Annotated in this window: 24 protein-coding genes and 1 other annotated feature; of the genes, 17 read left to right on the top strand and 7 right to left on the bottom strand. The window is 41.1% G+C overall.

Annotated elements, in window-relative coordinates; all coding sequences use genetic code 11:
* Window positions 1–29: 29 nt before the first annotated feature.
* Window positions 30–905, top strand: coding sequence for a LysR family transcriptional regulator (locus ACFWMP_RS12535; protein ID WP_042189369.1), 876 nt, complete (start codon window positions 30–32; stop codon window positions 903–905).
* Here the strand turns inward: ACFWMP_RS12535 and ACFWMP_RS12540 are convergent.
* On the bottom strand, window positions 888–1,298 hold the full coding sequence (locus ACFWMP_RS12540; RefSeq protein WP_042189367.1) for a VOC family protein: 411 nt from the start codon (window positions 1,296–1,298) through the stop codon (window positions 888–890). The genes ACFWMP_RS12535 and ACFWMP_RS12540 overlap by 18 nt on opposite strands.
* A 282-nt stretch (window positions 1,299–1,580) precedes the next feature.
* Here ACFWMP_RS12540 and htpG point away from each other — a divergent pair, with 282 nt between their 5' ends.
* Together htpG and metG are read left to right on the top strand one after the other, a co-directional pair.
* Window positions 1,581–3,461 carry a molecular chaperone HtpG gene (gene htpG / locus ACFWMP_RS12545; protein WP_042189365.1) on the top strand — a complete coding sequence of 627 codons (1,881 nt, stop codon included), beginning with the start codon at window positions 1,581–1,583 and terminating at the stop codon, window positions 3,459–3,461.
* 135 nt (window positions 3,462–3,596) lie between these two features.
* Window positions 3,597–3,858, top strand: a binding site (T-box leader).
* 44 nt (window positions 3,859–3,902) lie between these two features.
* Window positions 3,903–5,549: a methionine--tRNA ligase gene (metG, locus tag ACFWMP_RS12550; RefSeq protein WP_379423823.1), complete on the top strand. Its 1,647-nt coding sequence runs from the start codon at window positions 3,903–3,905 to the stop codon at window positions 5,547–5,549.
* Window positions 5,550–5,558: 9 nt separating this feature from the next.
* Here the strand turns inward: metG and ACFWMP_RS12555 are convergent, their stop codons facing one another.
* Window positions 5,559–6,428, bottom strand: coding sequence for a LysR family transcriptional regulator (locus ACFWMP_RS12555; RefSeq protein WP_379423824.1), 870 nt, complete (start codon window positions 6,426–6,428; stop codon window positions 5,559–5,561).
* A 150-nt stretch (window positions 6,429–6,578) separates the two neighbouring features.
* Here ACFWMP_RS12555 and ACFWMP_RS12560 point away from each other — a divergent pair, with 150 nt between their 5' ends.
* The 7 genes from ACFWMP_RS12560 (at window position 6,579) to ACFWMP_RS12590 (ending at window position 16,771) form a co-directional block, all read left to right on the top strand.
* Window positions 6,579–8,315, top strand: a complete 1,737-nt coding sequence (locus ACFWMP_RS12560) for an ABC transporter ATP-binding protein (RefSeq protein ID WP_379424302.1) — start codon at window positions 6,579–6,581, stop codon at window positions 8,313–8,315.
* Entirely contained in the window at window positions 8,312–10,051 is a 1,740-nt protein-coding gene (locus ACFWMP_RS12565; RefSeq protein WP_076300585.1) for an ABC transporter ATP-binding protein, read from the top strand. Before ACFWMP_RS12560 ends, ACFWMP_RS12565 begins: the two co-directional genes overlap by 4 nt.
* A gap of 153 nt (window positions 10,052–10,204) precedes the next feature.
* Window positions 10,205–10,984, top strand: coding sequence for a sporulation protein (locus ACFWMP_RS12570; RefSeq protein ID WP_339265515.1), 780 nt, complete (start codon window positions 10,205–10,207; stop codon window positions 10,982–10,984).
* 198 nt (window positions 10,985–11,182) lie between these two features.
* Window positions 11,183–11,896 (top strand): ABC transporter ATP-binding protein, encoded by a 714-nt coding sequence (locus ACFWMP_RS12575; protein ID WP_042189353.1) that lies wholly within the window; start codon window positions 11,183–11,185, stop codon window positions 11,894–11,896.
* Entirely contained in the window at window positions 11,889–13,490 is a 1,602-nt protein-coding gene (locus ACFWMP_RS12580; protein ID WP_379423825.1) for an ABC transporter permease, read from the top strand. The genes ACFWMP_RS12575 and ACFWMP_RS12580 overlap by 8 nt, the downstream gene beginning before the upstream one ends.
* Window positions 13,491–13,625: 135 nt before the next feature.
* Complete coding sequence (locus ACFWMP_RS12585; protein WP_379423826.1) at window positions 13,626–15,233, top strand: S-layer homology domain-containing protein; 1,608 nt, start codon at window positions 13,626–13,628, stop codon at window positions 15,231–15,233.
* A 245-nt stretch (window positions 15,234–15,478) separates the two neighbouring features.
* Complete coding sequence (locus tag ACFWMP_RS12590) at window positions 15,479–16,771, top strand: galactokinase (protein WP_379423827.1); 1,293 nt, start codon at window positions 15,479–15,481, stop codon at window positions 16,769–16,771.
* Window positions 16,772–16,864: 93 nt separating this feature from the next.
* On the opposite strand, the gene paiA is transcribed toward ACFWMP_RS12590, so the two are convergent.
* The 4 genes from paiA to ACFWMP_RS12610 form a co-directional block, all read right to left on the bottom strand.
* Window positions 16,865–17,383 (bottom strand): spermidine/spermine N(1)-acetyltransferase, encoded by a 519-nt coding sequence (gene paiA, locus ACFWMP_RS12595; RefSeq protein ID WP_339242040.1) that lies wholly within the window; start codon window positions 17,381–17,383, stop codon window positions 16,865–16,867.
* A gap of 25 nt (window positions 17,384–17,408) precedes the next feature.
* Complete coding sequence (locus ACFWMP_RS12600) at window positions 17,409–17,861, bottom strand: MarR family winged helix-turn-helix transcriptional regulator (protein ID WP_339242038.1); 453 nt, start codon at window positions 17,859–17,861, stop codon at window positions 17,409–17,411.
* A gap of 341 nt (window positions 17,862–18,202) precedes the next feature.
* Window positions 18,203–18,919: a glycosyltransferase family 2 protein gene (locus ACFWMP_RS12605; RefSeq protein WP_042189343.1), complete on the bottom strand. Its 717-nt coding sequence runs from the start codon at window positions 18,917–18,919 to the stop codon at window positions 18,203–18,205.
* Window positions 18,916–19,623, bottom strand: coding sequence for a glycosyltransferase family 2 protein (locus ACFWMP_RS12610; RefSeq protein ID WP_379423828.1), 708 nt, complete (start codon window positions 19,621–19,623; stop codon window positions 18,916–18,918). Before ACFWMP_RS12610 ends, ACFWMP_RS12605 begins: the two co-directional genes overlap by 4 nt.
* A 343-nt stretch (window positions 19,624–19,966) precedes the next feature.
* Here ACFWMP_RS12610 and ACFWMP_RS12615 point away from each other — a divergent pair, with 343 nt between their 5' ends.
* The 7 genes from ACFWMP_RS12615 (at window position 19,967) to ACFWMP_RS12645 (ending at window position 24,726) form a co-directional block, all read left to right on the top strand.
* Window positions 19,967–20,539 (top strand): hypothetical protein, encoded by a 573-nt coding sequence (locus ACFWMP_RS12615; protein ID WP_042189340.1) that lies wholly within the window; start codon window positions 19,967–19,969, stop codon window positions 20,537–20,539.
* Between the two features lie 68 nt (window positions 20,540–20,607).
* Window positions 20,608–21,276: a hypothetical protein gene (locus tag ACFWMP_RS12620; RefSeq protein WP_042189338.1), complete on the top strand. Its 669-nt coding sequence runs from the start codon at window positions 20,608–20,610 to the stop codon at window positions 21,274–21,276.
* The gene (locus ACFWMP_RS12625) at window positions 21,239–22,249 is read left to right on the top strand and encodes a leucine-rich repeat domain-containing protein (protein ID WP_341145692.1); all 1,011 of its coding nucleotides are present in this window, start codon (window positions 21,239–21,241) and stop codon (window positions 22,247–22,249) included. Before ACFWMP_RS12620 ends, ACFWMP_RS12625 begins: the two co-directional genes overlap by 38 nt.
* A 35-nt stretch (window positions 22,250–22,284) precedes the next feature.
* The gene (locus ACFWMP_RS12630; protein WP_341124807.1) at window positions 22,285–23,034 is read left to right on the top strand and encodes a hypothetical protein; all 750 of its coding nucleotides are present in this window, start codon (window positions 22,285–22,287) and stop codon (window positions 23,032–23,034) included.
* A 37-nt stretch (window positions 23,035–23,071) separates the two neighbouring features.
* A complete protein-coding gene (locus tag ACFWMP_RS12635; protein ID WP_379423829.1) occupies window positions 23,072–23,638 on the top strand; it encodes a hypothetical protein in 567 nt (188 codons plus the stop codon).
* A gap of 62 nt (window positions 23,639–23,700) precedes the next feature.
* Entirely contained in the window at window positions 23,701–24,159 is a 459-nt protein-coding gene (locus tag ACFWMP_RS12640) for an SMI1/KNR4 family protein (RefSeq protein WP_042189330.1), read from the top strand.
* Window positions 24,160–24,201: 42 nt separating this feature from the next.
* A complete protein-coding gene (locus ACFWMP_RS12645; protein ID WP_379423830.1) occupies window positions 24,202–24,726 on the top strand; it encodes a DUF4303 domain-containing protein in 525 nt (174 codons plus the stop codon).
* A 98-nt stretch (window positions 24,727–24,824) separates the two neighbouring features.
* On the opposite strand, the gene ACFWMP_RS12650 is transcribed toward ACFWMP_RS12645, so the two are convergent.
* On the bottom strand, window positions 24,825–25,400 hold the full coding sequence (locus ACFWMP_RS12650; RefSeq protein WP_379423831.1) for a hypothetical protein: 576 nt from the start codon (window positions 25,398–25,400) through the stop codon (window positions 24,825–24,827).
* Window positions 25,401–25,525: the final 125 nt, after the last annotated feature.

The raw sequence follows: 25,525 nt of genomic DNA on the forward strand, positions 1-25,525 counted from the left end.
ATCAAAAATATTGATGTTAGGGTGAGGTTATGGATTTAACCTATTTACGAACATTCCGCGAGGTAGCTAAGCGTCAGAGCTTTACACGGGCTGCTGAAGAGCTGGGTTACGCGCAGTCGAGTGTTACGATGCAAATACAGAAAATAGAGAAGGAATACGGAGTGCCATTGATAGAAAGGCATGGTCGACAGTTGCGTCTTACCCCGCCTGGAGAAGAGTTGTTGAAGCTATTCGTGGAGATTTTGGATCTGTATGATCGTTCTAAAGAAACCATCGCCCAGCAAATTGGAGGTACGCTAACGATTGGTACGATTGATTCATTAGCTGCTTTCTACTTGCCACCCTACTTACAGCAGTTGAGGACGAAATTTCCGAAACTTGATATCCATCTACAAACGATGCAGGAAGCTAACCTCTTGGCCAAAATAAAAGATGGGGAAGTAGACATCGGTTTGATGCTCGATCGTACCACTACGGATTCTTTGCTTGATCGTACGATCATTAGAGATGAACCGCTCGTGTTGATAGCTCCCATTAACCATCCCCTTGCCCAGATGGATACAGTAACGTTACAGGATCTAAATAACTGCGAATTAATTGTTTCTGAAGAGAGCTGTATTTATCGGAGTCTGTTCGAGAATTTGTTAAAAGAGCACGGGATTATATTCCGCATTGGTTTTGAGCTTTCGAATCTAGAAGCGATCAAACGATGTGTTATGAATGGGTTAGGGATTGCATTATTACCTAAAATTGTTGCAGAGGAAGAAATTGAGCGAGGGAACTTGGCTGAGCTGCCCTTCGCACATCAAGAAATTCATTTTGATCTGCAGCTTTTGATGCATCCTAAGAAGTGGAAGTCTCAGCCATTGCAATTTCTAACGCAAATGTTACTTGCAAATCATTAGTTTATTCCCATCAGGGTCTTTCACCACAAACCATTGCTGATCTTGAATTTCGGTTACTATCTCTACACCGAGCTCCTTTATGTAGTTGAAAGAGGCTTGCAAATCATCGGTTATAAGCATAAGAGCAGGTGTTGTGATTGGAGGAGCCCCTTCAGGCTCTAAACCTCCCCACATGGGCATGGTGTCCAGAATGATCCCAGTGCTTCCTTGCATAGTTAACGGGCATAAATGACCGTTCATAATCGGATGATCTGCTTCCTGGAGTCCTAGGACTTGGCAATACCAGCTACGGGCTTTTTCAATATCGTGTACGGGGATAAATACACTGCCAATCAAATTCTTAATGGGACTTGTTGCTGAAGAATTTACAATGGACTGCGCGTGATTATTCATTCGAATTCCTCCTAGGTTTGATAATGATAACCCTTTATTTGGAATTTATGCTCTAGTCTATTTAAAACATAGAATCAGCCTACGCGCAAGTGGGTCATTAATGATCAATAAAATCTTAAATTTGTATGTAAAAGATAGCATTCTTTAAAGAAAGTCGCTGTAAATATTGACATTCAAAATCAGTTTATGTTATATAAAAAGAAGAATTAGCACTCATCTAATAAGAGTGCTAATCACGAAGTGTTGGACAAGATGTTATTTTGAAAGGAGATTTACTTATTCATGGCCAAAAAAGAGTTTAAAGCCGAATCGAAAAGATTGCTGGAAATGATGATTAACTCCATTTATACACAACGGGAAATTTTTCTGCGCGAGTTGATTTCTAATGCAAGTGATGCAATTGATAAGATCTATTACAAAGCATTAGCTGATGAAAGCCTGGTCTTCAATAAAGAAGATTATTATATTAAAGTGACTGCCGATAAGGCGAACAGAACTTTGACGATCTCCGATACAGGTATCGGGATGACACAAGAAGAGCTGGAGAATAACTTAGGAACAATCGCGAAGAGTGGATCTCTTGCATTTAAGAAAGAGAACGAAGCCAAGGATGGTCACAATATCATCGGACAGTTCGGTGTTGGCTTCTATGCTGCGTTTATGGTAGCAGATGACGTAATTGTGATCAGTAAGGCGCTTGGTAGCGACGAGGCCTTTAAATGGGAGTCTAAGGGCGCTGATGGCTATACTATCGAGCCTGTCGAGAAGGATTCTGTAGGTACTGAAGTGATTTTGAAGATTAAAGAGAATACTGAAGAAGATCAATACGATGAATACTTGGAAGAGTATCGCCTGAAATCCATCATTAAAAAATATTCTGACTTCATTCGTTTCCCAATTAAAATGGACGTGAAGGAGCAAAAGCCAAAAGAAGGCACAGAGAACGAGTTCGAGGAAGTTGTTCAAGAACAAACCGTGAACAGTATGGTGCCAATCTGGCGGAAGAACAAAAACGAGTTGACAACAGAAGATTACGATAACTTCTATGCAGAGAAACGTTACGGCTTCGATAAGCCGCTTAAACATATTCATATCAGTGCCGATGGTGCTGTAGTGTACAATGCAATCCTGTTCATCCCAGAAAATACACCGTTTGACTACTACACAAAGGAATATGAAAAAGGTCTTGAGCTCTATTCCAATGGTGTATTGATCATGAATAAATGTGCGGATCTGCTGCCTGACTATTTTAGCTTTGTAAAAGGTATGGTAGATTCAGAGGATCTTTCGCTAAACATCTCCAGAGAAATGCTCCAGCATGACCGTCAGCTGACTCTGATCGCTAAGAACATTAAGAATAAAGTGAAGAGTCAACTGCAAAGCTTGCTGAAGGATGAAAGAGAGAAGTATGAGCAGTTCTATAACGCTTTTGGCAGACAGCTTAAGTTTGGTGTGTACAACGATTATGGAATGCACAAAGAAACACTTCAAGATTTGCTGATGTTCTACTCCTCCAAGGAGAAGAAGCTGGTAACGCTGGACGAATATGTGTCAAGAATGCCAGAAGATCAGAAGTATATCTACTATGCATCCGGAGAGTCGATCGACAGAATCGAAAAGCTCCCACAGACCGAGCTTGTATCGGATAAAGGGTATGAAATTCTTTACTTCACTGATGATATTGATGAATTTTCGATCAAGATGATCATGTCTTATAAAGAAAAAGAATTTAAATCCGTATCCAGTGGTGATCTGGGTATCGAAGCAGACGAAGCGGACAAGCCAACGGAAGCGGAAGAGAACGAAAACAAGGAGCTTTTTGAAGCGATGAAGGACATCTTGTCCGGCAAAGTGAAGAATGTTAAAGCTTCCAAACGTTTAAAGACTCATCCGGTATGCCTCTCAGCTGAAGGCGAATTGACAATCGAGATGGAAAAAATCCTGAAATCGATGCCGAATGGGCAAGAGGTTCAAGCGGATAAGGTACTCGAAATCAACATCCATCACGAAGTCTTCCAGTCTTTGAAAGCGGCAGCTGAGAACGATAAAGAGAAGCTCGGTTTATACACGAACCTGCTGTACAACCAAGCTCTGCTGATCGAAGGATTGCAAGTTAGTGATCCTGTTCAATTCACCAATGATATTTGCAAAATCATGAAATAATTTAAACTACAGGGACCATCCAATTGTACGATTGGGTGGTCTTTTTTTATAAAAACTATGACGAATTCATGGTGCTTGAGCTTATGTATTGACTTTACTCGATAAATTAAGTATTATTTCCAGTAACTTGAATATTCAAAGGCAAAGAAGAGAAAGAGTACCACGGCAATTCTTTCTACAGAGAGCTCCGGTCGCTGAAAAGGAGTAAAGAAAAACCTTGGGAATATGGTCTCAGAGCTGCGCATCGAAACCTTTTGGGTTGTAGGCTGCGCCGGAATCTGCATCCGTTACAGTGCTAGGGTATAAACGTTTATTAACGTCGTACCTGAAGAGGTAAATGTCATGAGGCATTTATAAAATTAGGTGGTAACACGTGAGTAGAACTCTCGTCCTTTGTGGATGGGAGTTTTTTTGTTGTCTAAAAAAAGGAGGAGAAGGTTAATGAGTAATGTGTTTATAGGCGGTGCTTGGCCGTATGCGAATGGATCTTTACATCTTGGAAGATTATCAAGTGTGTTGCCTGGAGATGTGCTGGCACGCTATTTTCGCAGCAAGGGGGATAACGTTTTATATGTGTCAGGCAGCGATTGTCATGGCACACCTGTAGCGGTTCAGGCTGCTAATGAAGGGATCACACCCGAAGCTTTTGCAAGTCGATACCACGAAGAGTTTCTGAAGTGTTTTGAACAGCTGGGATTTAGTTATGATCTTTATACTCGAACGGATCAACAGCAGCATCATAAGGTCGTGCAGGAGTTGTTTATAGAGTTACTAAAGAATGGACATTTATATAAAAAAACCATAGCGCAATGTTACTGTGAGGCGGATCAGCGATTTTTGCCAGACAGATATGTGGAAGGGACTTGTCCAGTCTGTGGACAGCGGGCGCGTGGAGATCAATGCGATTATTGTTCTACGATTCTAGATCCTGCCGATTTATTGGACAGAGTCTGTAAATTATGTGGGAATACACCGACAGAACGGCCGACAGAACATTTATATCTTAGCTTATCTAAATTTCAATCCGAATTAACGGATTATGTAGACGAAGCAGTACACTGGAGAGAAAATGCAGTAAAACTGACCAAACGATATTTGAAGGAGGAGCTTCAGGATCGGGCAGTAACCAGAGACTTATCTTGGGGCGTAGATGTTCCTGTAGCTGGATTTGAAGACAAGAAGATTTATGTCTGGATTGAGGCGGTAAGTGGTTATTTATCAGCCAGTAAGCAGTGGGCTGCACAGTCTGGGCTGAGCTGGGAGGATTTTTGGTCAGAGGAACAAGAGGACATCACCGCTTATTATGTCCATGGTAAAGATAATATTCCTTTTCACACCCTGATATGGCCAGCCGTCTTATTAGGAGCAAGAGAACTACATTTACCGGATCGAATTATATCCAGCGAATATTTAACCCTTGAAGGGCAGAAGTTCTCCACTAGCCGTAATTGGGCAGTCTGGGTACCTGATATTCTAGAGCGGTATCATCCGGACTCTATTCGTTATTTCTTAATTGCCAACGGGCCTGAGAAGCGGGATACGGATTTTTCCTGGAGAGAGTTTATTTACAGTCATAATGGTGAGCTGCTTGGAGCATTTGGTAACTTTGTGAATCGTTCATTGGCTTTTGTAGATAAGTTTTATGAAGGGATCGTGCCAAGTGGAAAGTTAGATAAGGGGTGGAGCGATAACATTGACCTCTTGTATCTGGAGTCAGGACGCCTAATTGAAGCGGGAGATTTGAAGGATGCGCTCGAGTATATTTTCTTTTATGTACGTAAGGCAAATCAGTATTTTGATCGGCAAAAACCTTGGATTCAGGTAAAAGAAGATCAGGAGTCCTGTGGTTCTACAATATATACATGCGTGCAGATTATAGCTAATTTGGCGAATTTGCTGCATCCGTTTCTACCGTTTTCTTGTGAGAAGATCAGGGGATTCCTATCGCTTGAACTACCGAATTGGAAGCCCCGCTCGGTTCCCCCTTATCAACAGGTAACTGATTTGCAATTGTTGTTTGAACGAATTGATATTACTTGTATTAAAGAAGAGGAGGATAGACTAGTTCAACAACAAGTGAATAAATAGCGAAGATTCTTAACCATTCTTAAAGCTTTCAATAAACTTGGAAGCTAGTGATGATAAGTATTTATCTTTGATCCAGACGGCGGCGACCCGCGTGCGAAGCGACTCACTACTGATTTCTTTATAGATCAAATTACGATTACTCGTTAATTCGAAAGCGGATTTGGGGATAATTCCGATGCCGAGACCAGCATTTGCCCAGAGCAGTGTTGTTCGCGCATCATCATTCATACAGAATATTAGCGGATCAAAACCATTCTCAAGACAGGTTTCCCGGATAAGCTGCTCAAAACGGCGGTAGATAATGAGCGGCTTATCTTTTAACTCACCGATCTCAACAAAGTTTTCATCTGTTTTCCAGTCATACTCTGAAGTCATTACGGCAATCATAGGCTCAGCTTGTGTGTAAAGACATTCTAAATTTGTAGCATTAAAGGGTGTCCGGACAATGCCAATCTCGACAATGCCCTTGTTCAAAAGGTCGATGATTCTGAAGGTATTCCCTTCATGGATTTCAAATTTAACGCCTTGATACGTTTTGTGGAACTCACATAGTCGATCTTGGAGCAGGGTCGCTCCTGAGGAAGACACAGTGCCAATGGCGAGAGTTCCTTTTAAGCCTTTGACAAAATCATTGAGCTCCCGGGCGGTGGAATCAGCCAGCTCCAGAATTTGTTGGGCACGGTCACGCAAAATGGCTCCTGCTTCGGTAAGTTGTACACTGCGCGGACCTCGATCTACAAGCTTGACGCCTAGTTCTTCCTCAAGCAGCTTAAGCTGCTGACTGAGCGGAGGCTGAGCCATTTGCAGCTTTCTGGCTGCAGAAGTAATCTGCCCTTCCTCAGCGATAGCCATAAAATATTTAAGCTGTCTAATATCCATAAAAAAATCCTCCGAACTTGAGATATGTTAATCGTATGGGAGCGATACGAATCCAATATTATTAATATGTGAGTAGATATGCCATAATCATAACTGTTATTATACATATTTCAAGTGCTTAAATACTTCTTATGTTGGGTGTGGATGACGTTGTTTAAAATTGCAGTCTATTTAAAACCGTACAAAAAAGAAGCCATCATCGGTCCAATCTTCAAGCTGATGGAAGCGATTCTGGAGCTGATTTTGCCTACCATTGTCGCGTTAATCATCAATAACGGGGTAGGAAATCATGACAGTGCTTATGTATACCGTATGGGTGGCCTGATGGTGCTGATGTCTCTGCTTGGCTTCGGTTGCTCCATGGTGTGCCAATACTATGCAGCACGAGCATCTCAGGGATTCGGCACGACGCTTCGTAATAAAATGTTCAAATATATTACATCTTTATCGTACGCTGAGCTGGATACGTTCGGTACGCCTACGCTGATTAACCGGATTACCAATGACGTAAACCAGCTGCAGATTGCAGTGGCTATGCTGATTCGCCTGGTTATTCGTGCGCCGTTTATCTGCATCGGGGCTATCATAATGTCCATGATTTTGGATTTTAGATTATCGCTGATTTTAATAGCGGCAACGCCGGTTTTTGGCATTATATTATATTTTATTATCACTCGAAGTGCACCTTTGTATCGAAAATACCAGCAGAAGCTGGATGCCCTTGCGCTCGTTCTTAGTGAGAATTTGTCGGGGATACGAGTCATTCGTGCTTTTGCGAAGAGACGTACAGAAAAAGAACGTTTTGATGCCTCATCTGAGGATTTAACCACTACAGCGATCCGGGTCTCGCGGATTTCCGCTTTACTTGGACCTATGACGACACTTGTAGTAAATGCGGCGATCATAGCTATTTTATGGGTAGGTGGAATTCACATTGATGGGGGGCGATTGTCTCAAGGTGAGATCATTGCCTTTATCAATTACGTCACTCAAATCTTGCTGGCACTTATAGTGGTCTCCAACTTGGTCATTATTTTTACAAAAGCCTCATCTTCTGCTAATCGTGTGAATGAAGTGCTGAGTGTCAAAGCATCCGTGTCCGAGGACGGGAATGTTGTGATGACTGAACCTGATCATACCGCTCCTGCCATATCATTCGATCATGTATCGTTTGGTTATAATACAACAGGAGAATTGGCATTAGAGGATATTTCGGTAGTCATTAACCGCGGAGAAACTGTGGGGCTGATTGGCAGTACGGGTTCTGGTAAATCTACTTTCGTGAACTTAATTCCACGTTTTTATGATGCAGTGCAAGGTGAAGTTAAAGTGGATGGAGTGAATGTCAGAGATTATAAGCTGCATCAGCTTCGAGAGAAAATAGGGATTGTGCCGCAAAAAGCAGTGTTGTTTACAGGAACAATCGCTGAGAATATTCGTTGGGGTAAGGAAGACGCAACCGAGGAAGAAATCATGCAAGCAGCCTCTGTTGCTCAGGCGGAAGAGTTTATTCGTAAATTGCCAGAAGGATTGAATACGCAGGTATCACGTGGCGGACTTAATTTATCCGGGGGGCAAAAGCAGCGCTTGACCATAGCTCGTGCAGTGGTAGGTAAGCCGTCGATTCTAATTCTGGATGACTCCTCCAGTGCGCTGGATTTCGCTACTGATGCGGCTCTACGTAAAGCGCTCAAAGAGAGCAGCCAGCAAATGACCGTTCTCGTTGTCTCGCAGAGGGTGAGCACTGTAAGGCAAGCGGATAAAATTATGGTATTTGAGGAAGGGCGGATCGCCGGTATCGGAACCCATGAGGAGCTGATACGTGGTTGTGAAGTGTATAAAGAAATCTGCCTGTCCCAGCTATCGAGTGAGGAGTCGGGCCAATGAACAAAAACAACATTTGGAAAAGACTAATTGTATATACAGGACATTATAGAAAAATAGCTATTGGGGCAGTTATATGCGCGTTACTCAGTGTGATCGCCAGTCTAATCGGACCACTACTTATCGGTAAAGCCATTGATTTTATGATCGGACCGGGAGAGGTGGATTTTGACGCCGTACTTAGACTGCTTTTGATTCTGGCAGCGGTATATATTGTCGGCAGCTTTTTTGGATGGCTCCTTACCTATCTGACGAATCGAATCGCCTACCGGACTGTATATGACTTACGGCGGGAGCTTTTTGATAAATTAAATGTTTTGCCTTTAAAATTTCACGACAACCACCCGCAAGGAGACAGTATCAGCCGGTTTGTTAACGATATGGATGCCGTCTCTGATGGACTGCTGCAAGGTTTCTCCACACTGCTTACAGGGATCATCACCATTGTTGGGGCAATTGTGCTTATGTTGTACATCAGTCCTCTGATGACCTTAGTAGTTCTTCTGTCAGCACCCGCCACCTTTTTTGTGGCCAGATTTATTACGATGCGATCTCAAAAGATGTTTAAAGAGCAGGCGAAGATTCTCGGGGGTCTCAATGGCTATGTGGAGGAAATGATCGGCGGGCAAAAAGTAGTCACCGCTTATCATTATGAAGAACGTGCAATGTCTCAGTTTGAAGAACAAAACGAGACATTATATCAGACCGGTGTGAAGTCACAATTTTATGGCTCCTTATCCAATCCGACAACGCGGCTAGTAAATAACGTTACGTTCTCAGTTATAGCTATGATCGGTAGTGTTATGGTAATTCGGGGTCATTTCACGGTAGGGGATCTGTCCAGTTTCTTGATCTTCTCCAACTTGTTCGCTAAGCCGTTTAATGAAATAACAGGTGTGATTACACAGCTTCAATCGGCAACTGCCTCTGCGCAGCGGATCTTCGCCATTCTCGATCTAACACCAGAACCCGCTGATTCTAAGGGCGCCAAAATCATGAGTACAAGTCAAGGAACCATTACCTTCGAAAAAGTATCCTTTGCTTATAATCCAGAACGTCCCTTGATAAACGATTTCAGTCTAGAAGTGAAGCCCGGTACCCGAGTTGCGATTGTAGGTCAGACTGGAGCAGGGAAGACGACGCTGGTAAACCTGCTCATGCGTTTCTACGATGTGGACCGTGGGTCCATCAAGATTGATGGTGTGGATATTAAGACCATTACGCGTGACAGTCTGCGACGTAATTTTGGGATGGTGCTGCAGGATACTTGGCTCTTTGGGGGCACGATCAGAGATAATATTGCTTACGGAAAACCTGGGGCTACAGAGGAGGAAGTCATCGCTGCTGCTAAAGCTGCTAATGCTCATAGCTTCATTAAACGTCTGCCTGAAGGGTATGATACGAAGATCAGTGGCTCAGGGGATAATCTCTCCCAAGGACAGAAGCAGCTGCTTACCATTGCACGAGTAATGCTTGTAGATCCGCCTATGCTCATCTTAGACGAGGCTACAAGCAGTATTGATACATTAACTGAGGTACGGATTCAAAAAGCTTTTCTGACTATGATCGCTGGTCGGACCAGCTTTGTGATTGCCCACCGATTGTCAACGATTCGGGAGTCGGATCTCATTCTTTTCATGAAGGATGGAGACATTGTGGAGAGTGGTACGCATGATCAACTCCTAGCCAGCGGTGGATATTACGCCAGATTATATAACAGTCAGTTCGCCTCAGCATAGACTTTGTGAATATAAAGAAGTATTCGACCCTATTTTGGGTGAGGATGCTTCTTTTTTGTCAGTAGCATGGCATTTACTGTCCCGTAAATGAAACCTCAGATGGTTCCCTTCGTATCCTTAAATATGCAAATATTAGGGAGGGAATTCATTACAATGTCAATGTTTAAACGAATGCTCGCGAGTGCCGGAATTGGAGCGGCTAAAGTAGATCTCATGCTCCATCAAGATTTCGTGAACGCAGGTGATACGATCAGTGGTTCCGTTCGAATTCAAGGTGGCCGAGTGGATCAGGAGGTCGATGACGTCTACGCATTCGTTAAGACGCGTTACTTGAAAGAGCTGAACGATAAGAAGATGGAAGTGGAAGCGACGGTATCCAAATTCCTGTTAGCAAGTAAATTTAAAGTAGTGGCGGAGCAGGTTTATGAATTTCCCGTCTCATTCCAGCTTCCGGCGATAACGCCAGTGACGTTAGGGAGATCGCCGGTTTGGATTCAAACCGGACTTGATATTAAAGAGGCAATTGATCCAAAGGATCAGGATTATCTTCAAGTAGGCCCTCATCCATATTGTGCTATTATTTTGGATGCGATGAATCAGCTCGGGTTCCTTATTCGTGAAGTGACTTGTGAATATGCACCGCGTTACGGCAGGATCAATGGCTTAGATTTTGTTCAAGAATTTGAATTCGTTCCCCCCTCTCAGTTCCGGAATCAACTAGACGAATTAGAAATCGTTTTCTTTCCAAATGAGGATGGCATTGAGTTGCTCCTACAAATTGATCGCAAGGCACGTGGTTTAGCTGGTTTGTTCGCCGATGCGCTTGATACAGATGAGAGCTTTGTGAAAATACGCTTTGATCACAATCAACTTGCTTACGGAGTTGACTATGTAGCTGATCAACTGCTCGCAACGATCCATAAATACGTATAAACAGGATTATAAAAGAGAGGGGAAAACCCCTCTCTTTTTTCGTTTTTATAAAGAAAAATTTATTTATATGAAGGAATGAACTAAATGGACAGGATAAACGTACTATAGTAAAACTATCCTAACATCGTATGAAACGGTAGGCATTGATTGCATGATGAAAGTTACTAATACGAATACGAACGGAGAGGGAGTGCCAAGATGTTGACAATAAAGCATTTTACCAAGAGCTATAAGGGCGGTAAAAAGGCAGTGAATGACTTGAACTTAGTGGTCGAGAAAGGTGATATTTATGGCTTTATCGGTCATAACGGCGCGGGGAAAACAACGACGATTCGTGCAGTAGTAGGTGTTCTTGATTTTGAAGAGGGGGATATCGAAATAGGTGGGCATTCCATCAAAAAAGATCCTTTAGCCTGCAAAGCGATCACTGCGTATATTCCGGATAATCCAGATCTATACGATCATCTGACCGGCATTCAATACTTGAATTTTATTGGTGATCTTTTTAGTGTATCGAAAGCAGATCGGGAGTTGTTGATTAAGAAATATGGTGATGAATTTGAGATTACATCTCATTTGGGGGATTTAATCTCCTCGTATTCTCATGGTATGAAGCAGAAGCTAGCGATCATCTCAGCACTGATACATAAACCGAAGCTGTTAGTTCTGGATGAGCCCTTTGTGGGACTTGATCCAAAAGCGGCACACACGCTTAAAAAAATCATGACGGAGATTTGCAGTCAGGGCAGTGCGATCTTTTTTTCAACGCATGTACTGGATGTAGCGGAGAAGCTCTGTAATAAGATTGCCATTATCAAAGCGGGAGAATTGATTACGCATGGGAAAACAGAAGAGGTGAAGGGTGACAGCAGCCTTGAAGATGTATTTTTGGAGTTGATTAAGCATGATTAATATCTGGAGATTGACGAAGATTCAACTGATCTCTTCCTTTGGGTTAAATAAAGCTTTGCACACACGTGATGTGAAAGAAAGACGAAAAATGCTTTGGCTGACCATCGGGATCCTAATTGGAATTGTTATGATGGCTGTGGTTTCATTTGGTTATAGCTATATGATAGCAGAGACCCTTGAACAGATTGGCCGGCCAGAGCTGCTGCTTGCGATAATGATGGCAGTTACTTGCTTAATCGGATTTTTTACAACGATCTATAAGGCTAGTGGTGTATTATTTGGCTCCAAAGACTACGATCTCGTAATGTCGCTGCCAATCAAAACGAGTCATATTGTAGCAAGTCGGGTGGCTCAGCTTTATGTGTTAAACCTATTCTTCTCTTTAATGGTGATGGTACCTGCAGGCATTGTTTATGCTATGAAGGTGAATCCCGGCGTACTATATTATTTGTATTTTTTGATTACACTGTTATTTATTCCATTAGTGCCGATCATAGCTGCAACGATTATAGGTGCTCTGATCAGCTGGGTTTCCTCAAGATTTAAAGGAAGTCGTATAATAACGCTCATCCTAACTTTTGTTGTAATTATTGCTATAATTGTTGGTTCAGGTCAAATAAATGGTAACAATCCACAATTACTTGCGGATATGAGCGCTCAAATTGCTGATCAAATATACAACTTGTATCCTTTGACGCTTATGTATGTAAATGCGGTTTGCTCGTTTCAGTTTGATTCCTTAGTATTGTTTATTGGGTTTTCGCTGATTTCTTTTATGCTGTTTACCATCGTGCTTGGTAGCAAATATAAAGCGATCCACACAGGTCTTACGACTTCTTTTTCAAAAAATAAATATCAAATGAAATCACTTGCAGTATCTTCACCGCTTTACACATTGTATAAAAAAGAGCTGCGTCGCTATTTTAGTTCTTCTATCTATGTACTTAACACGAGTATAGGCATGGTAATGTTACTTGTGTTAGCGATCGCCTTACTGTTCGTTAGTGCAGACCAACTAGGTCAACTCGTTGAGATACCAGAGCTTTCAAATTATCTGAATCGACTGGCTCCACTGTTTGTTTCCGTTTTTGTAACTTTAAGCTGTACGACATCCAGTTCTATTTCGCTCGAAGGTAATAATATTTGGATTTTAAAAAGCGCACCTGTGCCGACAATAACGATATTGCTAAGTAAAATCGCAGTGAATCTTACGATTACCGTGCCGATTGTAATTGTCAGTAGTGTGCTCCTCATGATATCTCTAGACACCGGATGGGTGGAAAGCTTGCTATTATTGGTAATTCCGGTTCTTTATGCTTGTCTTACTGCAATGATAGGTGTACTCGTTAATTTGAAGTTACCTAAACTGGAGTGGACAAATGAAGTATCGGTAGTCAAACAAAGTGCATCTGTTTTAGTTGCGATGTTGATAGGCTTTATAAGCTTACTGATTCCAGTTGGTTTGAGTCTTCTTCTAGCCGATCTGAACGGTAATCTCATATTGTTAGGCATTGGATTATTGATATTAGTGGTGTGTGGTACGATTTATCGATACATTCAGTCTAAAGGGGAGCTTTTATTTCGGGCTCTTTAAATCATAGGGGGATCCTAAAAGTCGTAACGGCTAGTGGGATGCCCTATTTTTTTTGCGCTCTACCAATATTTTAGCAGTGTTTATAGCTTCTATCCTTGGTATAATTCGAAGATTATATCCGAGGAGGATCATCTCGTGAACAATAGATTTGGTAGATTTGTAATTACGATACTTGTATTAGTGCTTGTAACTGGAATATTTATTCAACATATATCGGCTGATGATGAGGCGCCTTTTAAGGATATAGATACTAGTTATGCTAAAAATGAAATTATAGATTTGTATCACCGCAACATATTATCCGGCACAACGGCGACAAGCTTCTCACCTACTAAATCGATTACTAGAGCGGAATTCATTACGGTTCTTGACCGTCTGCTAAAGCTTGATCCGGCAGTCAGTCCAGTATCTCCTTATACAGATGTAGCTAAAAAAGCTTGGTATTACGGCTGGATACAGGCAGCTGTTCAGCTTGAGCTGGCTAACGGCACATCGGCAACTACTTTCACGCCAGCAAAAGCAGTTACCAGGCAGGAAGCGGCTGTATGGATGGTCAAAGCTTTAAAGCAAACAAACCATACTTCTGCTCTAACTTCGTTCAATGATCGAAATAAAATTGCTAGCTGGGCAAGATCAGCTGTTGCAACTGTAAATGATCTAGGTTTAATGAAGGGGGATAATCGCAAGAATTTCCGACCCTCTGATCCTATAACTAGACAGGAAACGGCCGTCCTCATTGACCGAGTGCTGCAAAATGAGAGTTGGGCAGCAGAACTCGATGATGAGCCGGAGGAGCGAATCGTTATAGGCTGGCAATATGGGCAGACGACGGCACAATATGAGAATACAGTTCTGAAATCCAACGTTAATACCTTATCACCACGGTGGTATTATGTAGGAAAAACAGGTGCAGTAACGGATTCAACGGATACTTCGCTGATCACATGGGCAAAGAAGAATAATAAGAAAATATGGGCGATGGTAGGCAATCGATCGGATCAAGAAGCGACCCATCAAATGTTGTCGAGTGTAACCACAAGGAATACGGCAGTAAATCAATTAGTAGCTTTAGTGAGCAAATATAGATTAGATGGACTAAACATTGATTTTGAAAATGTAGCGCCTGACGATCGTGCGTATTTGACCTCATTCATTACATTATTAGCTGAGAAAATGCATGCTCTTAACGCGAAGCTGTCAATAGACGTCTCTCCTGATCTTGGAACAGATTGGACAGATGCTTTTGACTACGCTGCACTAGGTAAGAAAGTGAACTACATGGTGATGATGGGTTATGACGAACATTATGACGGGAGTAAGCTTCCAGGGCCCAATGCTTCTATTCCTTTTGATCAACATGCAGTGGATACTGTACTAAAGGACGTACCCAGCCATAAGGTTATATTGGCACTGCCTTTATATAATCGTGACTGGACATTGAATCAGAATGGTACGGTTTCATCTTCAAAGTATATCTCGCTTCCGGAGCAAAATCAGATTATTAGTAGCTATGGAATGAAGCCCGTATGGAATGAGACTTTAGGACAATATGTTGCTAACTATTCGAAGCAGTCCATAAAGCACACGATCTGGATTGAGGATGGCCGTTCATTAATAGCAAAATACGATTTAAGCGTTAAGAACAATCTAGCCGGAATCGCTTATTGGTATATAGGTGGGGAAAGCGCAGATATATGGTCTAGCGTAAGTAATGCAGAGAAATTTTACGATTATACGTTTTAAAAAGAAAGATTGGATGCATATAGCTACCTTGCTATGGCATTCAGTCTTTTTATTTAGTTATCACAGCGCAACAACAGCACGTTACGGTGAAAGCTCTTGGCACGCAACATATACACTAAATATATATATTTGAGGAATTATAAGTCATAATCATCCATATAAAAGTTACATTTTTCACTAGTATGAAATAATTAATAAATGCTATATTTTTCTTGAGCAATTATACATATGGAGGAATTCAAAGGATGCCATCAATTACAGAAACAATTCAACTGATCGAATCAAAAGAATTTCAAAGAACACTAGAAAGTCTGTATGGTGATGTTCCATCTATCATAAACGATCAAAAGCAAAGATATAAAACCTTGGCTCAGGAATATGTGAAAAAATTTGCAGAGGGCGATGTTTTTCTCTTTAGCTCACCAGGGCGCAGTGAAATTAGTGGCAATCATACAGATCATAATCTGGGTAAAGTAATTGCTGCCAGTATAAACATGGATTGTATTGGAGCGGCTGCGAAAAATGATCAAAATATTATTCGTATAAAAAGCATTACCTATAACGAAGACTTCATTATTGATTTGAATTCGAGTGGGAATAGCCTTAACATTTCAGGAACATATACCTTAGTTAAAGGGATTTTGGACGGTTTTGAACGGTACGGTTATAAATTAGGCGGTTTTGATGTTTGTATCACAAGTGATGTTATAAGTGCAGCAGGTGTAAGCTCATCAGCTTCTTTTGAGATGTTGATATGTTCTATTATTAATTTCTTCTACAACAATAACGAGATGGATGTCGTTACCTGTGCCAAGATAGGCCAATATGCAGAGAATTCAGAGTGGAACAAACAATCGGGTTTGCTCGACCAAATTGCTTGTGGATATGGGGGACTAATTTCGATTGATTTTAAAAACATCGAGGCTCCACTGATCACTACATTAAATTTTTCATCTATTGACAAAGGTTATGAGTTATTCATTGTCCCCACAGGTGCAAACCATGCAGATTTAAGTGAAGAATACTCCTCAATTCCAACAGAAATGAAGGCTGTTGCCCGAGAACTTGGGAAAAATGTGCTTCGTGATTTAGAAAAGCAAGATATATTGGACAACCTGGACAAACTTAGAGAGAGTGTTGGGGATAGAGCTGTATTGAGAGCACTGCATTTCTATGAGGAAAACATTCGAGTTGATCAACAAGTAGAAGCTTTGACAGGCGATAATGCAAACAGCTTCATAAGACTCGTAAATGAATCTGGAAACTCATCCTGGAAATGGCTGCAAAATTGCTATTCTAACTCTACTCCTACTGAACAGGGTGTGACACTATATTTGGCATTAACTGAGCTGTTTATTAAGGAGAAGGGGGCAGGAGCCTGCAGGGTACATGGAGGCGGTTTTGCAGGAGTTATAATGGTTTTATTGCCAAAAGAATACACGGATTCCTATAAAGCATATATGCACTCATTTGGTGTTGAGCAGATTTATCCTGTCCGCATTCGTAAGCATGGTGCTATTAATTTAAATCTCTTATAGGCGTTTATCAGCCGGCACCTAGTTAGCGTATAGCTATATACTTGGTGCCGATTTTTTTTCTGATGATATTCTGGTTCACGAAATATGAGAATATTAAATGAGTGTTTTAGTCATTATAAAATCAATTTGTTCTTCATTACCCATATAGAAAGAGTGAGTCCCTGTTTGAACGAAATTCATTTTTTCATAGAATTTAATTGCATTCTCATTTTTTTCCCAAACGCCTAACCAAATCTTCTCTTTATTCTGATCTTTTGCTATGTCTAAAGCTTTATTCATCAGGTATTTACCTAGTCCCCGTTTATGAAATTTCCCCCTGATATAAATCCTCTCGATTTCAAGCGAATCATTACCCATTTTTTCTGATTGGGCATCATTAAAGTTTAGCTTTAAATATCCTGCAACTTCCTTATTCAAAAAAATAAAATAGAATTCCGAACAATTATTTAATAATTCTTTTCCTAATTGTTTCAAATTAAAAGCACGATCTAAGTAAGCATTCATAATTGCAGGTGAGTTTTGATTCTGAAATGTATCGTTAAATGTTTCAACACTGATTTCTTGGAGTAACCCTAAATCTTCAAATGTACACCTTTTTATTTTTATGGTCATTTTTATTTGTCCTCCGTTTACTAAGTCAATAATCTCTTTTGTTTCCTTTTTTGACTAACTCCCAGTCTTTTTCTACATTTTTTCTGACTCTCTGCAGCAAGGTAAACATAGTTTCTACTTCACTCTCAGAGAATCCAGATAATGCGACCTTATTGGAGTAATCGTTTTCCCTTTTTATGTAAGGGTACAAAGTAACCCCTTTCTCTGTAGGAAATAGTTTTTTTATTTTTTTATTTTGATTGTCTTCTTTCTTTTCTATAAATCCATTGATTTCTAATTTCTTAATTGCACGTGAAGCTGTTGTTCGATCTACTTTTATCATTTCAGCTAACTTTTCTTGAATTATTCCTGGGTTTTCACATATTCGAACAAGGTACAAATATTGCCCTTTTGTAAGATCATGTTCTGCAAATTCTATATTGCTTATTGAATCTAATGCCCTAGCTATCATTCCAATTTCACGTAGGATTTCCTTCATAAATAACTCCTTAGCGCGTATTTTGTTGTAAATGCAATAAATAATATATATTAATTTATCTCATAATTGTTGCATTTGCAATAAAAATAAATAAATAAAATAGCGAGGTAAGTAAAGTGAAGCGTGACTTCTATGTATTAAAAATTTATAAAACTAACTCTTGGTATTTCACGATTGGAAGCCCTTATAAAAAGACTGGATAGCAACATGGTTATGCTGCTATCCAGTCTTTTTATTGGGTTATTACCGCACAAATGGTAGTCTCTCGTTATTGAACAGTGTCCGGTAACATCAGCAAATAACTCGATCTGGCCAAAGTCTGCATTTCGTATTTCATTAATTCAGTTTCGAGTGACGTATTTTTTGAAGTTTTTTACTTTAATAACTTTAACACTTTTTGATAAAAGCTTCTTGTCGCTGACGATCCAGGTGTGATCTTTGGAGTTTTTTCTACGAATTGCAGCGAAGTTATACTTATTACCTGCGTAAATCTTAAAGCCATGAGCTGCGCAATCAGCACAAAATTTAACGCATTCACCTCTGTTCCGATTTGGAAAAGAAATCTGATCGAACACCTTGCGTTTAATGAGTAGGGTCGCACCTTGAACATTGGTTACATATTTATTCTCCATTCGGAGGTAACGAAGCAAAAGTAACTTCTTATCATTCAAATACATATAATGAGCCCGTTTTCCAACGATATCTGCTTTAGTCTTATGGAGTATTTGCATGCTATCAGTTAAATAGTTGGAAGCGTAATAATCGTCATCATCAAATTTTGCAATATAACTATAATTCGCTAATTGAACACCAAAATTCAAACAATAACCGAGAGAATGATGTTCCGGTACTTTAAAAACCCACACATTCTTATGTTTTTTTGCAGCAGCTGTATAGTCATCTATCTTCAGACTATCATTATTTATGATTACGATAAGTTCTTTAAGATTAAAATTTTGTCGTCGATAGTTATCAAACAGTGTATTTATACAGTCAGCTCGTTTCGTACAGGTCAGAATAGATACAGCAGATATAGTGGAATCTGTAGCCCGTTTCATAATTTGATCTTTGGACTGCGTCCAACAAATGCTTTGTAATTTTTAATATTACGGATGATCTTATGGTTTGCTATTAAAGTGCTTTCACTGATGATCCATGTGTGCTTTGAAGAGTTTTTTCTACGGATGGCTACGAAGTTATTCTTACTCGCAGAATAAACCTTATAACCTTTCTTTCTGCTTCTGCTGCAAAAAAGATCATCTTCACCCACGTTTTTATTAGGGAATTTCACATGATCGAATACTTTACGTTTGAAGACGAGTGTAGCGCCTGGGAGATGGGTAACTGTTCGATGTTCGTCATGCGCGAAACGAAGGATTAAAGTCTTTGAACCACTTAAATACATATAATGAGCTCGTTTTCCAAGAATATCAGCATTTGTTCTATTTAATGTCTGAATACTTTCTGTCAAATAATGAGGGGCATAATAATCGTCGTCATCGAATTTGGCGATGGTATGATATTTGCATTTCGTTACGGCATAGTTTAAGCATGAACCCAGAGTTTGATGTTCTGGCTTACGAAATATCTTTATGTTTTTGTGATTATTAGCTAACTGTTGGTAAGGAGATAGTGGAATTGCATTGTTATTGATAATAATGATGAGTTCTTTTTGGGCATATCGTTGTCTGTTGTAATTTTGGAGTAGGTTGTTTAAATAATTTTGACGATTTGTACAGGTAATAATGGAAACACCATTCATTTAACCAACCCCTTAGATGCTTTTTTATTTGGGAAAAGTCTCATAATACGATATGTCCAAGTTAGGATAGAGTAACGGCATATCAACCTCAGGGATGCAAAAATGGATTTTTATAAAGAACACAAGATCACAGTCATGACTGTGTTATCGAGATCTAACTCAGCTTGAAGCAACAATACAGTATCTCTCCCTAGTAAAGGTCATTTCCAAAATTCAGGTGAAAAGTAGGAAGACTCAGGACAAATGATCACTATAATGGAAATAAGAGACATACTTAGATACAATCTATAGGATATAAATAAGAATCAGTCTGAATAAGAAAGCGATTAGAGGAGGCCATCTCGTGGGAAGATCATTCGCAAATTTGCATATCAAGTCGAACAACCTTGATAAGACTGTCGAAGCATTAAGAGAGCTAAGCGAAGGGCATGCCACAGTATTAGGCAAGCCAAATACTGAGGCTCAAAAGTTCAATGTTGTCATGTATGTAAGCAAAAGCAACGAGTACTGGATCAGCGTGCTCCATGATTATTTTGTATGGGGTACGGTGAAGGAGATCGGCAAAACGCTGTCTCGGCTTATCGAGGAGCCAGTGATGACCGCCGGATATATAAATGAGGAAATATTCGAGTTGTCGTTGTTCGAGAATGGAGATATTGAGGCCGAAAGAATCTTTTGTGAACAGTGGACGAGGGATGAATATGAACAACTTAAAGAAGAGCGTCTTAACGATGACTATTTGCAGAAAGCGTTGGATATCCGCAATGAGGATTTTGACGACTTCATTAGCATTACGAGTCCGGCACAAGCCGTAGATAAGCTGTCAGAACTCGTAAGAATGTCATTATGGAGCGATTGGGAGTGGATCCCGCACGAAGAAACTCTCAAAGAACGATTTGCGAAATATGAATTTTGAAAATACATGAGCAAATGGCTAAAGTCATCTGAGATGACACTTTAGAACATGGCGGTGAGAGAAAAGAAATGGATAGATTAAAGAACAGCGGATTTTATAAACTTAGATTCTTCTTAAGGCCGGAAGAGTTTGAAAGCGTTTTGAAGCTTTTTGAACATAAGCAAGCGCAATTTTATCTAACCAATTATGCCCAGACAGAGCATGACCAGAATCAGGTGTATGAGGCGTATCAGTCATTTTATCATTATTTTACGGCAGAGGAAAAAAGGAATGATGGTCACCCATTCTTTGTTTATTCCATTTCTGTTGCGTCTGATAATGAAGGCTCCGGATTTTTTGCGAGAAATGAAGGTGTCCATTTTCCCTATTACGGACAATGGGCAGAGGATGAATTGCCGTGTATCTTGCTTTCATTTCCTAAAGGCTTTCAAATGGATTTGGAAGATGAAAACGGGAAGTATTATATCTATGAGGATATCGAGGATCATAAGCCGTTAACATATAAGTTTTTCGATGAAATAAAAGACTCTATTAATAAAATGACAAAGCCGCTTCGCTTCTCGACGCATGACGCAGATGCTATGAAGGAGCAAAAGCCTTCTGTGCGTATAAGCCATGATGCGATTCACGATTTGAGCAAATCGTGGATTTTCAGTAAATACGGGCTTGTGATCAATGGCAAAAAAGGAGGATTAATGGATGCGGAAAATATGGAAAAAAAGAATTCTGATCAATAATCCTGCCCTGCTGGACCGGGATCTGATCGAGCGGGATTTGCACGACGGTAACCAAGTGATTATTCAATTTTCTCACCCGGATTTTTATGGCTCCATATTGGAAGAAGTGGATGAGCTTTGCGCGCGCTGGAATGAGGATTTCGGAGTACGTTTCTACGCCCACTATTCGCTGTCTTTTGATTGTCATACTCTCTTGCGGATTCCTCATGTGAAAATGCTGCACCTCGATAGTCTCACCCAGGCACATAACACTGAAGCATTGGCGAAGCTGGATCACCTGCGCAGTTTGAGCATAGGCATATACGAGCTGGAGAATTCGGAAATTTTGGGTATTGATACGTTGCACTCTCTAAATAAATTAAACATTATCTCGGATAAAAAGACCCTCAACCTGCAATATTTTAGAGAGTTCTCTGATCTGGAGGAATTGCATGTAGGGGGTAAGGTTAAAAACCTTGATGCTATAGGTTATCTGGAGAACTTGAATTATCTCGCGCTGCATTCGATCAGCAAACTGCCGTTACATTGTATTAACCGGCTGAGGAAGCTGGAGCACCTTCGCATTTTGCTTGGAGGCCGGGAGCATATTCATGAAATTGAAGAGAATACAATCGAGAACCTGGAGATTACTAGAGTCCGCGGCTTCCATGACCTGACCAATATTACAGCCTTTCAAGCGCTGAAGAGACTTGTTATTGAGGATCAAATCCAACTGAAGGAAATCAGCTTTAACCAGGAAATGAAGGCACTTGAGGAACTTTCTATTAGGAATTGTAAAGGCTTAACCCGTTTGACGGGAATGGAGCAACTACCTTTGCTGCACACGCTTCGTATTCTCAAGACGGCAATCGATTTTGATTCCTTTATCCATCAGAAACTTCCGAATTCTTTATCTTCAGTGGAGTTTGCAACTTTCAAAAGTAAAGCAGACCGGGAAATACAACAATCTTTAGCAAAATTGGGTTTTCAATAAAAGGTAGGATCGTTCAGTTAACAGGAGGAGTATTTATGTACATCGTATCTCAGCCAAAACCGCTATCTGACGGCCAAAACCAAGCACTTGCGAAGGAAGACGTTACTGTTTATCCACAGGGCTACCTCCGGTTTTTGCGGCGATTCGGTGAAGGGACTTACAGAGGGTGGTTGAATGTTCAGCTTCCCGATGCGGAGGTGCTTAAACCATTTGCCGAGTACGGATTATGGGAGCATGACGAAAACAGCCCCATTAGTGAGCAACAGATCGGCGAGTGTATCGTTATAGGTACAACGGTGGACGGTGATTTTCTGGCAGTACATCCCCAGACAGCTAGGCTGCTCTGGCTACCTCGGCATGCGGAGCACGTAAAGGCGATTTCCCTGCAGGCACGGGAGCAGGAAGACGAAGGGATGTACGCCTTGGTGATGGATGAAATATATCGTCAGGTGTATGGAATCAGCCAAGGGGAGAGCATCTACTATGAACCGTGGACGGGCACTCGGAGCCATCTCTTTTTGCGTTTGCCACAAGGACAGGATCAGCTTACGCTGCCCGAACTGGCCGACTTATGCCAAAACGAATTTCCGCCGGATTTGTCCATTGAGAATGCCTATGCTTGTTTCCTGTTCTACCGGCAGCTGGGCGGCTATGTACGATTGAATTATGCCTACCAGCAAGAGGTGGCTGTCTTCTATGAACAGGATGCGGGGCAGGCGTTTGAAGTTATGGAGCAGTGGCTCTTGTCGAAAGGCTGCGAAGCGATCTCAGAAAATAACAGATGATCCGGATACTCCTTAAGTGTGGGAGAGGGAGGTATGTATGAAACTAGTTTTTACTTTGGATACACATGGAACGTGTGTGGGTCAATTGAGAGATGAGCTGCTGCCCTTAGAGGAATTAGCAAATACATGGAAGTTTCCCTATGATATCTTTTTTGTATTGCGTGTTTTACCTGAAAGTTATGGTCGAACAACATCCAGACGTTTTGATAGCAGTGATCATACACTCGAATTAGATATCAGCATAAGTTATGAACAGTACCAACGGATGTCCAAGCATGAGCAACGTGAGGTATTAGGCAGTCACCTTTGTAACTATATGTCAGAGTCAGTCGCTAAATATAATAAGCATGCAGTTAAGGAAACTCAAAATCAACTACTGGATCTGGTGAAAAAATGGATGCTTGAAAACAATTGGCTAAATGGAAAGCTAAATCAAGCACGGAAACTACTTTCGCAAGACATGGGTCTTTATGAAGTCAGCCAAAAATTGCAGATGCCATTAGAAGAGATTGAGTATATCCTTCTCCGTATGAATGACTATGAGCCAACTGACGTTCATCCTGATAACATTGTAGCAGGAAAAGCGCCGCCATATCATTTGTAGAAAATTGGAGAGATATCTAAAAATTACAATAAACCCATGTATAAGGAGAGGGGATCGAACTTATGTATGAGCGTTTGGCAGAAAAACTGAAAACGACCTCCGCTTTAAAATGGTTTCCTGGCCATGGTGCGGAAGAAAGCTGGATAGCAGAAGCTGAAGAGGAATTAGGATTCTGCCTGCCGCCATCTTATCGCTGGTGGCTGGTTCATTACGGTAATGCCCGGTTGGGAGACGGCAATATTCTAGCGATCGCAGCTCCGGAACATAGAGAGTATTACGACGGCGACCTTCTTTACATACATAGACTGAATAAAGCCGAGGAATGGTGGGTAGGTCGGTTTCCCCACAGACTGGACTTGTTCGTACCGGATAGCGACGAGCTTTATTTTTTTGATACGTCTACTAGAGATAAACAGGGGGAATTTCCGATCATGTGTTATGATCTCATGAATGATTTGATCGACAAGTATGCTTCAACGTTTGCGGAATTTCTAGAACGTCTGATTGACGAGCGTTCTTAAATAACCTGAGCTGATCGACTAATGGAAAGGAGGGCCATTATCATGAAGCCGATGCAAGAAATAGAGACGCTGGCGATAGAAATCGCCGCTGCTGCCAGAACGTCATTTCGTGCTCTTTTTGAAAATGGCGAACATTATTATTACTGTACGCTACATACTACTGGCGAGGGACATGCGCCTAGCATCTCCGCCTGGTCGTGGGAAGCTTTGGAGATGGAATCGACGATTGCTGAACTCATCAAATGGTCCTATGCCGATTCACCCTATTGTTGTTTCGGGGATGAGAACTTCGATCACGTTAAACAACGATTCATCGAGCGTCCTTTCATAGCGGATCTTGAGAATGACGAAGGGAATCGCGAGTTTGATTTGAGGCTGAAGGCCATGGAGCTGGCAATGAAAATGCTTGATGATGAAGGCATGTTTGCCATGAATCAGCTGCGAGAGTCAGTATGTGTCCTTGTCGAAGTCATGCCGCCGGATGAGGTTAATACCGAAATTGCCCTACGTTTAAATCGGGCCGAATCACCGGTTATGCAAGCATGGTTGGCGGAAGCGGCGAAGTAGAAACGTTAGTCTCCCGTACTTAGGAATCTTGCCACTCTAGTCGCGAGTAGTTCAATCAGTTGCTGCCACCAGTGAAAGCCGGCAGTCTTCACAACTAACTAGCCCATTCCTAGTAAGATGTAATTAGTATATATTTTGCGACTGATCGGAAATCTAAAGCTGATTCTGAATCCTGAATCTTGTGCTCTGATAGTTAGTAAAAAACGGGAGCGTATTAATCCACGAATTAAATTGTTCAGTCTTGTCGTATTACCTGAATTAATTGCGGCAGTGACACGCGTTGCAAATGGAATATCAGTCGCCAACCTGAGGTATAAGGGAAGAATAGCTTGTACTACTACGAGATGTTCTCCCACTTTATACTTACTTTGAGCGGGGTCAAGAAAAAAACCGTTGACGTATAGTCGATCCCGCATAGGTGTACGAAAGCCGAAACTGTACCCTGATCCCAATTCTGCAATTGGGGCATGGCTTACCTTTTGAAACAGTCTTTCCATCTGCACAAAATCAATCGTATTCACCGCTTGTACCCATGCAGCTGAGTATGCTGGATTGCGCACGATTTCGCGATAGAAGGGCAGCACATTTCGTATCGTTCGTCTTAAAATTGCAGGTGTTATAAATTCGTTTTGCTGTTTGCGAACGGGGAGTTGACGTTTTCTTTTCTTATTCAATATGCTTCCCTCCTTGAAAATTCAGTTATCTGCAACATATGCTTTACCGGAAAGGTACGTTTGGACATTTCATCGAAAAAGCACTCCAGGCTTTCGGGATTTAGATTTACTGCTAGAACGATAAG

This window comes from Paenibacillus sp. NPDC058367 (assembly GCF_042723305.1).
In the GTDB taxonomy this organism is placed as follows: domain Bacteria; phylum Bacillota; class Bacilli; order Paenibacillales; family Paenibacillaceae; genus Paenibacillus_AQ.